Here is a 12,436-nt window from a genome sequence, read left to right on the forward strand (position 1 = left end):
ATGGGTGATCATCATCACGGCCCTGCGAAGGGCATTTCACGGTGGCTCTTTACCACCAACCACAAAGACATCGGCACCATGTACCTGTGGTTCTCGTTTGCGATGTTTATCCTTGGCGGCTCGTTCGCCATGATCATCCGTGCCGAGCTGTTCCAGCCCGGCATGCAACTGGTAGAACCCGAGTTCTTCAACCAGATGACCACCCTGCACGGGCTGGTGATGGTGTTCGGGGCGATCATGCCCTCCTTCGTCGGCCTCGCCAACTGGCTGATCCCGATGATGATCGGCGCGCCGGACATGGCCCTGCCGCGGATGAACAACTGGTCCTTCTGGATCCTGCCGCCGGCTTTCCTGCTGCTGGCTTCCACACTGTTCATGGAAGGCGGCGCACCGCAGGCCGGCTGGACCTTCTACGCTCCGCTGTCAACCACCTACGCCGGGCCGTCAGTCACCATCTTCATCTTCTGTATCCACATTCTGGGCCTGTCGTCCATCATGGGGTCGATCAATATCATCGCCACCGTGATGAACATGCGCGCCCCGGGGATGACCTATATGAAGCTGCCGATGTTCGTCTGGACCTGGCTGATCACCGCCTTCCTGCTGGTGGCGGTGATGCCGGTTCTGGCGGGGGCGGTGACCATGATGCTTATGGACGTGCACTTCGGCACCAGCTTCTTCTCCGCCGCGGGCGGTGGTGACCCGGTCCTGTTCCAGCACGTCTTCTGGTTCTTCGGACACCCCGAGGTGTACATCATCATCCTGCCGGCCTTCGGCGTGGTCTCGCAGATCATCCCGGCGTTCTCGCGCAAGCCGCTGTTCGGCTACGACTCCATGGTCTACGCCACCGCGTCCATCGCGATCCTGTCCTTCGTCGTGTGGGCCCACCACATGTACACCGTGGGCATGCCCTTCGCCGGTGAGCTGTTCTTCATGTACGCGACCATGCTGATCGCGGTACCCACGGGGGTGAAGGTGTTCAACTGGATCTCCACCATGTGGCGCGGCTCGCTGACCTTCGAGACGCCGATGCTGTTCTCCCTCGGTTTCCTGGTGCTGTTCACCCTGGGTGGTTTCACCGGCCTGATGCTGTCCATCGCGCCGGCGGACTTCCAGTACCACGACACCTACTTCGTGGTCGCCCACTTCCACTACGTGATGGTGGCCGGTGCGGTATTCTCCATGACCGCGGCGATCTACTTCTGGCTGCCCAAGTGGTGCGGCAAGATGTACAACGAGACCATGGGCAAGACCCACTTCTGGATCTCCTTCGTCGGCTTCAACCTCACCTTCTTCCCGCAGCACTTCGTCGGCTTGGCCGGCATGCCGCGGCGGATTCCCGACTACGCGCTGCAGTTCGCAGACTTCAATATGATGTCCAGCATTGGCGCGTTCATCTACGGTGCCTCGCAGATCCTGTTCCTGTACAACGTGATCGCGACCATCGTGGCGGGCAAGCCGGTTTCCGATGAGAAAGTCTGGGAAGGCGCCGAAGGCCTGGAGTGGACCGTACCCACCCCGGCGCCCTACCACACCTTCGAGACACCGCCGAAGATCGACCCGGCGCACGCGCACTCGTAAGGGAGAATCGGTACCGTGATCCGGATCAGCGCCAACCCCGCCATCAACACCGTCATCAAGCTGGTGGCGGTGGCGGTGTGCATGTTCGCGTTTGTCTTCGTGGTCATGGTGCCCCTCTATAACGTGTTGTGTGATGCCCTGGGCATCAACGGCAAGCCGTCTGGCGAGGCCTACACCTCGGTGCAGGCCGGCATTGACGACAGCCGCACCGTGACCGTGCAGTTCATCGCCCGCAACAACGATGGAATGTTGTGGGAGTTCGAGCCCAGCGTCACTGCGATGAAAGTCCATCCCGGCGCCAGCAATGAAACGGTATTCTTTGCCTTCAACCCCCTCCCCGAGGCGATGGTGGGCCAGGCGATACCGAGTATTTCGCCCAGCCGGGCGGCCGAATATTTTCACAAGACAGAATGCTTCTGTTTCCACCAGCAACCGCTGGAGGCCAAGACCTCCGCGGAGCTGCCGCTGCAGTTCATCGTCGATCAGGCGCTGCCGGCGGATATCAGGACCATTACCCTGTCCTATACCCTGTTTGATGTAACAGATATGGCGGATGACGGCGTCGCCGCACGCTGACGTGCAGGTTGGGGAACCTGCGGCCCAATAACGGAGATATAAAGATGACAAGTCCAACATCCACCGAGTACGAAAAGTACTACGTGCCGGAACAGAGCAAGATGGCGGTGATGGCCACCATCGGCCTGATACTCAGCATTTTTGGCGCCTCGCAGGTCATCAACGACCGGACCTTTGGCGATGGCATCACCGGCGGTTCCTGGTCGATTCTGCTGTTTGGCCTGTTTTTCTTCATGGCCACCCTGTTTGTCTGGTTCCGCCAGGCAATCCGGGAAAACATGGCCGGCCTCAACAGCGCCCAGCTGAAGAAATCCTATGTCCTGGGTATGTTCTGGTTCATCTTTTCCGAGGTGATGTTCTTCTTTGCCTTCTTCGGCGCGCTGTTCTACGTGCGCAACCTGGTCGGACCCTGGCTGGCCGGCGAGGGTGAAGCGGGCCGCATGAACGGGCTGCTCTGGGAGGGCTTCCAGTACGACTGGCCGATGAAGCAGACCCCGCAGGAAGCCGTCGGCGGCGCCGCCTCGCAGATGATCGCGAATAACGGTACCTTCGTTTCCGCGCATACCAGTATGGCTTTTGGCGACGCCCACGCCTGGTACCAGTGGCTGCCCCTGTGGAACACCATTATCCTGCTGAGTTCCAGCTTTACCGTGCACATGGCGCACATGGGCATCCTCAACGGCAACCGCACCAAGTTCAACAGCTGGCTGGCGATCACCGTGGGCCTGGGCATGCTGTTCCTCTGCGTGCAGTTCTACGAGTACTACGAGGCCTATGAGCACTTCGGCCTGACCCTGAACTCGGGTATCTACGGTTCCACCTTCTTCATGCTCACGGGCTTCCACGGTTTCCACGTGTTCATGGGGATGACCATGCTGCTCATCCAGCTGTTGCGCAGCTTCAAGGGCCACTTCACCGCCGACGACCATTTCGGCTTCGAGGCCTCCAGCTGGTACTGGCACTTTGTGGACGTGGTCTGGGTATTCCTCTTCCTGTTCGTCTACATCCTCTGACAGGAAGGGCTGCCCGGGTCGGGTGGCCCGGCCGGAAGCGGCGAAGCATCGACGGGGCAGCTAATGCCCCGCTCGATCAGCCAGCCCACTTCTGGCGTACATTCCCGGAGCGCCCTGCCTGAACGCCGGGTATCGAAGATCAATCAAAGTAAACTTGCAGCCAGAATGCTGCGTAGATATTTGCCCGGGGCCGGCTATTCGCTGGTTTCAGTGGCCGTGGCTCGAGGACCGCTGTCCCAGGGGTTTGAATGACCCAGGCGGCCGGTGGCGACACCGAAGGTTATCAGACCCATCAGGGCTACCGCGAGGGTGAGGCGGACGCCGAGGGAATGGAAGGTGCGCCGGCTGTTCTTGTCGCCCTGGTCCACCATCAGGTAATAGAAGCCACTACCCAGGCTGGCTACCAGGGCCAGCATCAATATGACTATCGCTACTTTTAACATAACCGCTCCCGATCTGAAGACGCAGTATAAACCACTGTTAGCCAATGGGTCCGGATTGTGCGGATTCGGGGGAGCGTTGAAAGCAGGGCTTGAGGCGGGTCTGGTCGCGAGGCTTATTTTCCCCAGTGGAACACGCCAAAAAGCGCACTTCCATGTGCAGGCTCGGTCCGCGACGTCCTGTCGCCTCACGGTTCCACTGGGGAAAATAAGCCTCACACCCAGCCCCTTCGCCCAGACTCATTCCCACGGTTGCGAATATGAGTAGTCGGCTCCAATTCGATTTCGAGTGGCGCATCACGCTGTTCACCCTCTGCCTGCTCCCCCTGCTTATTTCGCTGGGGTTCTGGCAGTTGCAGCGCGCCGCGGAGAAACAGCTGCTGGCCGGGGATTTCGCCCGCAAGCAGGCCCAGGCGCCGGTGTCACTCGCCGAACTGGGAAGCCGGGAGCCGGGCTACCTGTCCTTTTTGCCGGTGCGGCTGGAGGGCCACTTTCGGCCGGAGCAGAATTTCCTGCTCGACAACCGGATGCACGGGGGGCACTACGGCAACGAGGTGCTGACTGTGTTCGAACTGGTGGATGGTACGCTCGTGCTGGTCAATCGCGGCTGGGTGCCGGCGGACCCGGCGCGCCTTGAAGCCACGTTGATTCCGGCCTTGCCTGAATCCGCTGTCGGCAGTGCGATTACCGGGCAGGTTTACGTGGCGCCCGGGAAGCCCTATGTGCTCTCGGAGGACGCGGTGGGTCCCGGTTGGCCGAAAACCCTGCAGTCCGTGGACATGCAGCTGGTCGCCAAAATCCTCGGCGCGGCGCCCTTCCCCTACTCCGTGCGGATCGATGCGGACCAGCCCGCGGCGTTGCAGGCGGACTGGCAGGTGATTAATATCAGCCCCGCCAAACACCGGGGTTACGCCTTCCAGTGGTTCAGCATGGCGGTGGTGTTGTTGCTGCTCTACCTGTTTCGCAGTACCAACCTCTGGCAATTGATAAGAGGTGCGCAAACCACGCGCGCCGACGACGAGTAGTTTATGAGCGAATCAACACAACAGCGCGGCAACCGGCTGGTCCTGCTGACCATCGTGGGGCTTCCGGTGACCATGTTTCTCACGGCCACCTGGCTGTGGTACTACGTGGCCAACGGCCACCTCGACCTGGTCGGTGCGCTGGGCACGGCGAACCGGGGCAGCCTGGTGCAGCCGCCGCGGCAGATTGATGACGTGATCCTGCAGGGCAGCGCCGGTCCGCAACGCTACGCGGACTTCCCGCCGAAGTGGACGCTGGCGGTGGTCAATGCCGGCGCTCGCTGTGAGGCGACCTGCGAGCATACGCTTTATGAGACACGGCAGATTCACAAGGCGCTGGGCAAATATTTCGACCGCATCGACCGGCTCTATCTCGGCGATGTCGCGCCGGCGGACGCCCGCCTTGCCGTGGCTGAATTGAGTGACGGCACGCAGCTGCCGGAAAGCTTTGCCAGCTATCTCGAACAGCAGCACCGCGAACTGGTCCCGCTGACCCTGGCGCCGGAAGACCTGGCGGCGGTGTTCCCGGAGTGGCGGGAGGATCAAACCACCTGGTACCTGCTCGACCCGGCGGGCTGGGTGATGATGTCCTACAATAGCGCGATCAGCTACAAGGACGTGATTGCCGATCTCAAATTCCTGCTCAAGAACTCCAGCGAATAGGTAGCGCCATGGCCCAGGCACACAGTACAGGCGCCGCCAGCTGGCGCGATTACAAAGAACTCACCAAACCCAACGTGGTCCTGCTGATGATCCTCACCTCGGTGATCGGCATGTTCATGGCGGTGCCGGGAATGGTGCCTCTGCGGGTGTTGATTCTCGGCAACCTCGGCATCGCGCTGTGCGCGGGCGCCGCCGCAGCCGTGAACCACCTGGTGGATCAGCGCGTCGACCTGCAGATGGCGCGCACCGAGAACCGGCCGGTGGCCCGTGGCCGGGTCGGTAATGTCCAGGCGGCAGTTTTTGCCCTGGCGCTGGGTGGCCTGGGCATGGCCATCCTGATCGTGTTTATCAACCCCCTCACCGCCTGGCTCACGTTTGCCTCGCTGGTGGGCTACGCCTTCGTCTACACCATGTTCCTGAAGCGGGCGACGCCGCAGAACATCGTCATCGGCGGTCTCGCCGGCGCGGCGCCGCCACTGCTCGGCTGGACCGCGGTGACCGACGAGATTCACGGGCACGCCCTGCTGCTGGTGCTGATCATCTTCGCCTGGACCCCGCCCCACTTCTGGGCCCTTGCCATCCATCGCCGGGAGGAATACGCCTCGGTGGGTATTCCCATGCTGCCGGTCACCCACGGCGTGGCCTTCACCAAGCTGCAGATCCTGCTCTACACCATCCTGATGTTCCTGATCACCCTGCTGCCCTTCGCCACGCACATGAGTGGGCCGCTCTACCTCTTGGGCGCCGTGGTCTTGGGTATCGGTTTTCTCTACTGGGCGGTGGAGTTGCTGCGTGACAAAAATCCCAAGGCGCCGATGGAAACCTTCAAGTATTCGATCATATATCTCATGGCACTGTTTGTAGTCATGTTGGTGGATCACTACCTTTTCCCGGTGCAATTGCCATGAGCCAGCCCTCCACGCACAATCCCGACCAGCGCAGGCGGATCTGGCTGACGGTCGTCCTGGTACTCGGCTTTATCGCCTTCATCGTGGCGGGCTTCGTGCACCGGGTGCAGCAACCGCGGATCATCACGCCGGGCGAGATGAAGGCCAACGGCCTCTACCTGTTGCCCACCCCGCGCAATTTCGGCGAACTGAACCTGGTCGACCATCGCGGCGAACCTTTTACCCGCGCGCGACTCGAAGGCCACTGGACCCTGGTCTTCTTCGGCTTTACCCACTGCCCGGATATCTGCCCCACCACCATGAGTTTTCTCAACGACTTCAGCGCCTCGCTCGCTGGTACCGAAACCGAGGATACCCAGGTGGTGATGGTGACCGTCGATCCCGCACGCGATACGGTGGAGCAACTGGCGAGCTACGTGCCCTTTTTCAACCCGGCGTTTATCGGCGTGACCGGGGAATTCCTCGACGTACACCGCTTTGCCACGGCCCTCAATACGCCGTTTCGCAAGGTGCCGGGACAGGGCGATAACTACCAGGTGGAGCACAGTGGCAACGTCGTCCTGATCAACCCGCGAGGGGACTACCACGGTTTCTTTCGACCGCCGCTGGATGCCGCGAAGATGAAGCTTACGCTGCGCTCGGCGCGAGCGCTGTGGGAGCACGGCTGACCGGGAAGCGGAGGCCGCAAAGCAAAGCACGAGACAGAAATTCCCGGCCGCAGGGGGGCAGTGCCAGCCCCCTCGCCGTCCGGGCAGCAATTGAGGAGGTAGAAGTGAGTTCCAATTCAGGTAATGCGCCGCTGGTGCTGGTGGATGGCTCATCCTATCTCTACCGGGCTTTCCACGCCCTGCCCATGCTGACGACCTCCTCCGGCCAGCACACCGGCGCGGTGCGCGGGGTCATCAGCATGCTGCGCAGGTTGCTGGTCGAATACCCCGACTCCCCGGTGGCGGTAGTCTTCGACGCCAAGGGCAAGACTTTCCGCGACGACATTTTCACCGAGTACAAGGCCCACCGCCCGCCGATGCCCGATGAGCTGCGCGAGCAGGTCGAGCCGATCCACGCCATCGTCCGGGCCATGGGCCTGCCGCTGTTGTGCGTGCCCGGGGTCGAGGCGGATGACGTTATCGGCACCCTGTCGCGGCAGGCCAGCGCCGCGGGGCGCCCGGTGGTGATCTCCACCGGCGACAAGGACATGGCGCAGCTGGTGGATGCCAACACGACCCTGGTCAACACCATGACCGAGACCACCCTCGATATCGCGGGTGTACAGGAAAAATACGGTATTCCGCCCGAGCTGGTCATCGACCTGCTGGCGTTGATGGGCGACAAGGTGGATAACATTCCCGGGGTCGCCGGGGTCGGCGAAAAAACCGCGCTCGGCCTGCTACAGGGCCTCGGTGGCCTGGATGCGATCTACGCAAATCTCGACAAGGTGGCCGGGCTGTCCTTCCGCGGTGCCAAGTCCCTGGCGCCGAAGCTGGAGGAAGAGAAGGACAATGCCTACCTCTCCTACCGCCTCGCCGAGATCAAGACCGATGTCGAGCTCGAGGAGAGCCCCGCCGATATCGCCAACAGCGAACCCGATCGCGACGCCCTGATCGACTGGTTCAGCCAGCTGGAATTCCGCGGCTGGCTGGAAGAACTGCTGGCCGGTGACGGTGCAGCGGTAGCGGCGACAGAGACCGGGAATGTCGACTACGAGATCGTTACCGAACAGTCACAGCTGGACAGCTGGATCGAGGTACTGCGCCAGGCCCCGCTGTTCGCCTTCGATACCGAGACCACCAGCCTGAACTACATGGAGGCCCGCATCGTCGGGGTCTCCTTTGCCGTGGAGGCCGGCAGGGCCGCCTACGTGCCCCTCGCCCACGACTACCTCGGCGCGCCGGAGCAACTCGATCGCGACGCGGTACTGGCGCAGCTGCGCCCCCTGCTGGAGGACCCGGACTGCCTGAAGGTCGGACAGAACCTGAAGTACGACATGAGCGTGCTGGCGAACCACGGCATCAGCCTGCGCGGGATTGCCTTCGATACCATGCTCGAGTCCTACGTGCTGGACTCCACCGCCACCCGCCACGACATGGACAGCCTGGCGCTCAAGTACCTCGGCCGCAATACCATCCACTTCGAGGATATCGCCGGCAAGGGGGCCAAGCAGCTCACTTTCAACGCGATCAAGGTAGAGGACGCCGGCCCCTATGCTGCCGAGGATGCGGACATTACCCTGCGCCTGCACCAAACCCTGTGGCCGCGGCTGGAAAGCGAGGGCCGCCTGGCCTCGGTGCTGCGGGAGATCGAACTGCCGCTGGTACCGGTGCTGTCGAAAATCGAGCGCCAGGGCGCCCTGCTGGACGTGGGCATGCTGCACCGGCAGAGCGAGGAACTGGGCAAGCGGCTGCAGGAGCTGGAGGCCGAGGCCCACACCGCCGCGGGGCAGGCCTTCAACCTGGGCTCCCCCAAGCAGCTGGGCGAGATCCTGTTCGACAAGCTGGAACTGCCGGTGGTCAAGAAAACCCCCAAGGGCGCGCCCAGCACCGCGGAAGAAGTGCTGCAGGAACTGGCGCTGGACTACGAGCTGCCGCGCCTGGTGCTGGAGCACCGCGGCCTGTCCAAGCTCAAGTCCACCTATACCGACAAACTGCCGGGCATGGTGAATCCTGCCACCGGGCGGGTCCACACTTCCTACCACCAGGCGGTGGCCGCCACCGGGCGGCTGTCGTCCTCGGACCCCAACCTGCAGAACATCCCGATCCGTACCGAGGAAGGCCGGCGTATCCGCAAGGCCTTTATCGCCCCCGAGGGCTACCGCATCGTCGCCGCCGACTACTCGCAGATCGAATTGCGCATCATGGCCCACCTCTCTGCCGACCCGGGCCTGCTGGCCGCCTTCCAGGAGGGGCGGGATGTCCACCGCGCCACAGCCGCGGAGGTCTTCGAGGTCGCCCTCGACCAGGTGTCCGGTGAACAGCGGCGCAAGGCCAAGGCCATCAACTTCGGCCTGATCTACGGGATGTCGGCCTTCGGCCTGGCCAAACAGTTGCACCTGGGGCGCAACGAGGCCCAGGCGTACATCGATCGTTATTTCGAGCGCTACCCCGGCGTCGCCGACTACATGGAGCGCACCCGGGAACAGGCGCGGGAGCAGGGCTACGTGGAAACCCTGTTCGGCCGGCGCCTCTACCTGCCCGATATCAACGCCCGCAACCGCATGCGCGCGCAGGCGGCGGAGCGCACGGCGATCAATGCGCCGATGCAGGGCAGCGCCGCCGACATCATCAAGCGCGCCATGCTGGCGGTAAACGGCTGGCTGGAAGCCGATGCTGTCGCGGCGCGTATCATCATGCAGGTGCACGACGAACTGGTGCTGGAAGTGGCGGAAGATGTCGTCGACGCGGTATGTGAACAGCTCTGCCAGCGGATGTCGTCGGCGGCGGAGCTGTCGGTGCCCCTGCTGGTCGAGGCCGGGGTGGGCGCCAACTGGGATGAGGCCCACTGAGAGCCGGCACGGCCGGCGGCTGCGGGTCCGGCCTGGCCGGCGATGCGACACTGGAAAATATTTTTGCGTCGCAATGAACTTTTTCACAGCAGGCCAGTCTGATTGTTTGCAGCAAACGCTGCACCCCTGTTGAAGACTCCTCTCCATGGGTCTTCGCAAGCAAGTCTCTTTCCCCAGAGACCCTAGTATCCCGGTTGCCTTCCCCCCTAGAGGCAACCGGGTTTTTTATGTCTCCTCGTTTTCCTCCCCGTCGTCGTACACACTGGTGTCGGTCAGCCAGTTGTAGAGCACCTGCTCCAGCTCCTTCAGCCCGGTGTGCTTGAGAGAGGAAAACAGCTGCACGCTGACGAGCTCCCCGGAGTCCTTCAGGGCCTTGCGCACAGCCAGTAAGCTGTTGTTTGCCGGACCTTTTTTCAGTTTGTCCGCCTTGGTGAGGAGAATGTGCACCGGCATCCCGGCGGCCATCGCCCAGTTCAGCATCTGCTGGTCGAACTCCTGCAGGGGGTGGCGCACGTCCATCAACAGCACCAGCCCGCGCAGGCTCTGGCGGTGCGAGAGGTAGCGTTCCAGTTCCTTGGTCCAGGCCTTTTTAACCGCCAGCGGGACCTTGGCGAAACCGTAGCCCGGCAGGTCGACCAGCCGCTGCTGCGCGGAAAGTTCGAAATAATTGATCAACTGGGTACGCCCCGGGGTGCGGGAGGTCTTGGCGAGCTTGCCATTGCCTGTCAAACTGTTGATCGCACTGGATTTTCCCGCATTGGATCGGCCGGCAAAGGCGACTTCCCAGCCGTGGTCCTCGGGGCTCTGCTCCAGGCGGGCGGCGCTGGTCAGGAAGCGCGCCGCGCGAAAATTGGGTGCGGGAGGGGTATTCGCCGAAAGCTCTTCGGACATTGTATGCTTGTGCCTTTTTAGGTGTCGGTATGTTGTATATAATGCCACAGCTTTTTTGCCTGTAATCAAATGCTTGCGCGGTAATCTCACCGCCCGTTAGGTATGGGGTACAAATGAAACGAATTGTTGTAGCTGCACTGACGATATGGGCCACCGCCGCGGTTGCCCAGCCTGACATGGACAAGTACAACAAGAGCTGTGCTGTCTGCCACGCATCAGGGGCGGCCAACGCGCCGAAAACCCACGATGTCGAGGCCTGGAAGCCGCGACTCGACAAGGGAATGGAAGTCCTGCTGCAATCCGTTTCCAGTGGCGTCAATGCCATGCCGCCCAAGGGTATGTGCTTTGACTGTACCCCGGAAGATTACCAGGCGCTGATTGAATTCATGTCTTCGCCGGCTAAATAGGGCGTCGCGGGCACCACCGAACTGCTGGAAATACGATGAAAAAAATCCTAATAATCTCTTCCCTGTTGCTGGGACTGGCCCAGACTGTAACCGTTAATGCTGCGGGTGATGCCGCCGCCGGCAAGGCGCAGGCCGCCGTCTGTGGCGCCTGCCACGGGGCCGATGGCAACAGCGCTGCTCCCACCTTCCCGAAACTGGCGGGGCTGGGTGAAAAATACCTGCTGAAACAAATGACGGATATCCGCGATGGCGCCCGTCCGGTGCCGACCATGGCAGGCCAACTGGATGGCAAGAGCGACCAGGCGCTGGCCGACCTGGCGGCCTGGTTCAGCAGTCAGCCGCGCAGTGGCGGCCAGACCGACCCGGCGCTGCTGCCACTGGGTGAAAAAGTGTTCCGCGCCGGCGTGGCCGAACGCAATGTGCCGGCCTGTATGGCCTGCCACTCGCCGAACGGCAAAGGCAACGCCCCGGCCGGCTTCCCGCCCCTCGCCGGCCAGCATGCGGACTATATCGCGACCCAGCTGAAGGCCTACCGCCAGGGCTATGAAGACCCCGCCGGGCGCACCAATGATGGCGATGCCAAAATCATGCGCACCGTGGCTTTCGGCCTGTCCGACAAGGAAATTGAGGCCGTAGCCAGCTACGCTTCTGGCCTCAAATAAACGCCGTTCACGTAAAAAGGTGGCAGTTTGCCACCTTTTTTTATCCCTGCCAGAACCGTTTGCGGTGATGGTTGTCAGAAAATCGCGAGACTAACTAGGAGAGCAGTCTGATGTTGAAGCGAACCCTGTGGGCCCTGTCCCTTTGCCTGTTGCCCCTGTTTGCCGTGGCTGAGGGTGCCGCCGAGTGGAAGGCCGGCGAACACTACGACGTGATTACACCGGCCGAGCGCACCACCAATACCTCGAAAATCGAGGTGGCGGAGTTCTTCTGGTACGGCTGTGGCCACTGCTTCAAGTTCGAACCGGTTCTCCGCGCCTGGATCAAGCAACAGCCGGAAGACGTCTATTTCCGCGGCATACCCGCCATGTGGGGCGGCCCCATGGAACTGCACGCCAAGGCCTACTACACCGGCCTGGCCCTCGGTGAGTCGGAAAAAATCAACGATGCCATGTTCAACGCCATGAATATCGACCGCAAGCCACTGAAGAGCGAAGCGGAAGTTGCCCAGGTGTTTGCCCAGCAGGGAATCGAGGAAGACAAGTTCGTCCAGATGTTCAACTCGTTCGGCGTTGACAGCCAGGTACGCCAGGCCTCTGCGGCGGCGCGCGGGGCGAAAATTACCGGCACCCCGGCGATGATGATCAATGGCAAGTACATGATTTCCCCGCGCAAGGCGGGGAGCTATGAAAACATGCTGAAGATTGCGGATTTCCTGATCGCACAGGAACGCGGTGCCGCCGCTCCCGCGGCTGAGCAGGCATCCCTCTAAGCCC

At 62.0% G+C, this 12,436-nt stretch carries 13 protein-coding genes; 11 read left to right on the plus strand and 2 right to left on the minus strand.

The window, feature by feature from the left end:
• The 3 genes from ctaD to ACNKU3_RS14420 are packed head-to-tail and all read left to right on the plus strand — an operon-like array spanning nucleotide 1 to nucleotide 3,170.
• Entirely contained in the window at nucleotides 1–1,581 is a 1,581-nt protein-coding gene (gene ctaD / locus ACNKU3_RS14410; protein ID WP_418260200.1) for a cytochrome c oxidase subunit I, read from the plus strand.
• 15 nt (nucleotides 1,582–1,596) lie between these two features.
• Nucleotides 1,597–2,157: a cytochrome c oxidase assembly protein gene (locus ACNKU3_RS14415; RefSeq protein WP_418260201.1), complete on the plus strand. Its 561-nt coding sequence runs from the start codon at nucleotides 1,597–1,599 to the stop codon at nucleotides 2,155–2,157.
• A gap of 44 nt (nucleotides 2,158–2,201) precedes the next feature.
• Nucleotides 2,202–3,170 carry a cytochrome c oxidase subunit 3 gene (locus tag ACNKU3_RS14420; RefSeq protein ID WP_418260202.1) on the plus strand — a complete coding sequence of 323 codons (969 nt, stop codon included), beginning with the start codon at nucleotides 2,202–2,204 and terminating at the stop codon, nucleotides 3,168–3,170.
• Nucleotides 3,171–3,364: 194 nt separating this feature from the next.
• Here ACNKU3_RS14420 and ACNKU3_RS14425 read toward each other — a convergent pair whose 3' ends face one another.
• Nucleotides 3,365–3,613 (minus strand): DUF2909 domain-containing protein, encoded by a 249-nt coding sequence (locus ACNKU3_RS14425; protein ID WP_418260203.1) that lies wholly within the window; start codon nucleotides 3,611–3,613, stop codon nucleotides 3,365–3,367.
• A 257-nt stretch (nucleotides 3,614–3,870) separates the two neighbouring features.
• Between ACNKU3_RS14425 and ACNKU3_RS14430 the strand changes: the two genes are divergently transcribed.
• The 5 genes from ACNKU3_RS14430 (at nucleotide 3,871) to polA (ending at nucleotide 9,702) form a co-directional block, all read left to right on the plus strand.
• Nucleotides 3,871–4,635, plus strand: a complete 765-nt coding sequence (locus tag ACNKU3_RS14430) for an SURF1 family protein (protein WP_418260205.1) — start codon at nucleotides 3,871–3,873, stop codon at nucleotides 4,633–4,635.
• 3 nt (nucleotides 4,636–4,638) lie between these two features.
• Nucleotides 4,639–5,295, plus strand: a complete 657-nt coding sequence (locus tag ACNKU3_RS14435) for a hypothetical protein (protein ID WP_418260206.1) — start codon at nucleotides 4,639–4,641, stop codon at nucleotides 5,293–5,295.
• Between the two features lie 8 nt (nucleotides 5,296–5,303).
• Nucleotides 5,304–6,203, plus strand: a complete 900-nt coding sequence (gene cyoE, locus ACNKU3_RS14440; protein WP_418260207.1) for a heme o synthase — start codon at nucleotides 5,304–5,306, stop codon at nucleotides 6,201–6,203.
• Complete coding sequence (locus tag ACNKU3_RS14445) at nucleotides 6,200–6,871, plus strand: SCO family protein (protein WP_418260208.1); 672 nt, start codon at nucleotides 6,200–6,202, stop codon at nucleotides 6,869–6,871. The genes cyoE and ACNKU3_RS14445 overlap by 4 nt, the downstream gene beginning before the upstream one ends.
• A 104-nt stretch (nucleotides 6,872–6,975) precedes the next feature.
• Nucleotides 6,976–9,702, plus strand: coding sequence for a DNA polymerase I (gene polA, locus ACNKU3_RS14450; protein ID WP_418260209.1), 2,727 nt, complete (start codon nucleotides 6,976–6,978; stop codon nucleotides 9,700–9,702).
• A gap of 225 nt (nucleotides 9,703–9,927) precedes the next feature.
• Here polA and yihA read toward each other — a convergent pair whose 3' ends face one another.
• A complete protein-coding gene (gene yihA / locus ACNKU3_RS14455) occupies nucleotides 9,928–10,593 on the minus strand; it encodes a ribosome biogenesis GTP-binding protein YihA/YsxC (protein ID WP_418260210.1) in 666 nt (221 codons plus the stop codon).
• 113 nt (nucleotides 10,594–10,706) lie between these two features.
• Here yihA and ACNKU3_RS14460 point away from each other — a divergent pair, with 113 nt between their 5' ends.
• The 3 genes from ACNKU3_RS14460 to ACNKU3_RS14470 all read left to right on the plus strand — a co-directional run bounded on the left by ACNKU3_RS14460 (nucleotide 10,707) and on the right by ACNKU3_RS14470 (nucleotide 12,432).
• Nucleotides 10,707–11,000, plus strand: coding sequence for a c-type cytochrome (locus ACNKU3_RS14460; RefSeq protein ID WP_418260211.1), 294 nt, complete (start codon nucleotides 10,707–10,709; stop codon nucleotides 10,998–11,000).
• A gap of 35 nt (nucleotides 11,001–11,035) precedes the next feature.
• Nucleotides 11,036–11,662: a c-type cytochrome gene (locus ACNKU3_RS14465; protein WP_418260212.1), complete on the plus strand. Its 627-nt coding sequence runs from the start codon at nucleotides 11,036–11,038 to the stop codon at nucleotides 11,660–11,662.
• Between the two features lie 110 nt (nucleotides 11,663–11,772).
• On the plus strand, nucleotides 11,773–12,432 hold the full coding sequence (locus tag ACNKU3_RS14470; RefSeq protein ID WP_418260213.1) for a thiol:disulfide interchange protein DsbA/DsbL: 660 nt from the start codon (nucleotides 11,773–11,775) through the stop codon (nucleotides 12,430–12,432).
• The last annotated feature ends 4 nt before the right edge of the window (nucleotides 12,433–12,436 follow it).

The organism is Haliea sp. E17, assembly GCF_048323675.1.
In the GTDB taxonomy this organism is placed as follows: domain Bacteria; phylum Pseudomonadota; class Gammaproteobacteria; order Pseudomonadales; family Halieaceae; genus Mangrovimicrobium.

What these genes read in the sequence shown, in the direction of transcription:
- ACNKU3_RS14445 (WP_418260208.1), top strand. Translation starts at nt 6,200, where the DNA reads ATGAGCCAGCCCTCCACGCACAATCCCGACCAGCGCAGGCGGATCTGG.
- ACNKU3_RS14465 (WP_418260212.1), top strand. Translation starts at nt 11,036, where the DNA reads ATGAAAAAAATCCTAATAATCTCTTCCCTGTTGCTGGGACTGGCCCAG.
- ACNKU3_RS14430 (WP_418260205.1), top strand. Translation starts at nt 3,871, where the DNA reads ATGAGTAGTCGGCTCCAATTCGATTTCGAGTGGCGCATCACGCTGTTC.
- cyoE (WP_418260207.1), top strand. Translation starts at nt 5,304, where the DNA reads ATGGCCCAGGCACACAGTACAGGCGCCGCCAGCTGGCGCGATTACAAA.
- ACNKU3_RS14425 (WP_418260203.1), bottom strand. Translation starts at nt 3,613, where the DNA reads ATGTTAAAAGTAGCGATAGTCATATTGATGCTGGCCCTGGTAGCCAGC.
- ACNKU3_RS14420 (WP_418260202.1), top strand. Translation starts at nt 2,202, where the DNA reads ATGACAAGTCCAACATCCACCGAGTACGAAAAGTACTACGTGCCGGAA.
- ctaD (WP_418260200.1), top strand. Translation starts at nt 1, where the DNA reads ATGGGTGATCATCATCACGGCCCTGCGAAGGGCATTTCACGGTGGCTC.
- ACNKU3_RS14470 (WP_418260213.1), top strand. Translation starts at nt 11,773, where the DNA reads ATGTTGAAGCGAACCCTGTGGGCCCTGTCCCTTTGCCTGTTGCCCCTG.
- ACNKU3_RS14435 (WP_418260206.1), top strand. Translation starts at nt 4,639, where the DNA reads ATGAGCGAATCAACACAACAGCGCGGCAACCGGCTGGTCCTGCTGACC.
- ACNKU3_RS14460 (WP_418260211.1), top strand. Translation starts at nt 10,707, where the DNA reads ATGAAACGAATTGTTGTAGCTGCACTGACGATATGGGCCACCGCCGCG.
- yihA (WP_418260210.1), bottom strand. Translation starts at nt 10,593, where the DNA reads ATGTCCGAAGAGCTTTCGGCGAATACCCCTCCCGCACCCAATTTTCGC.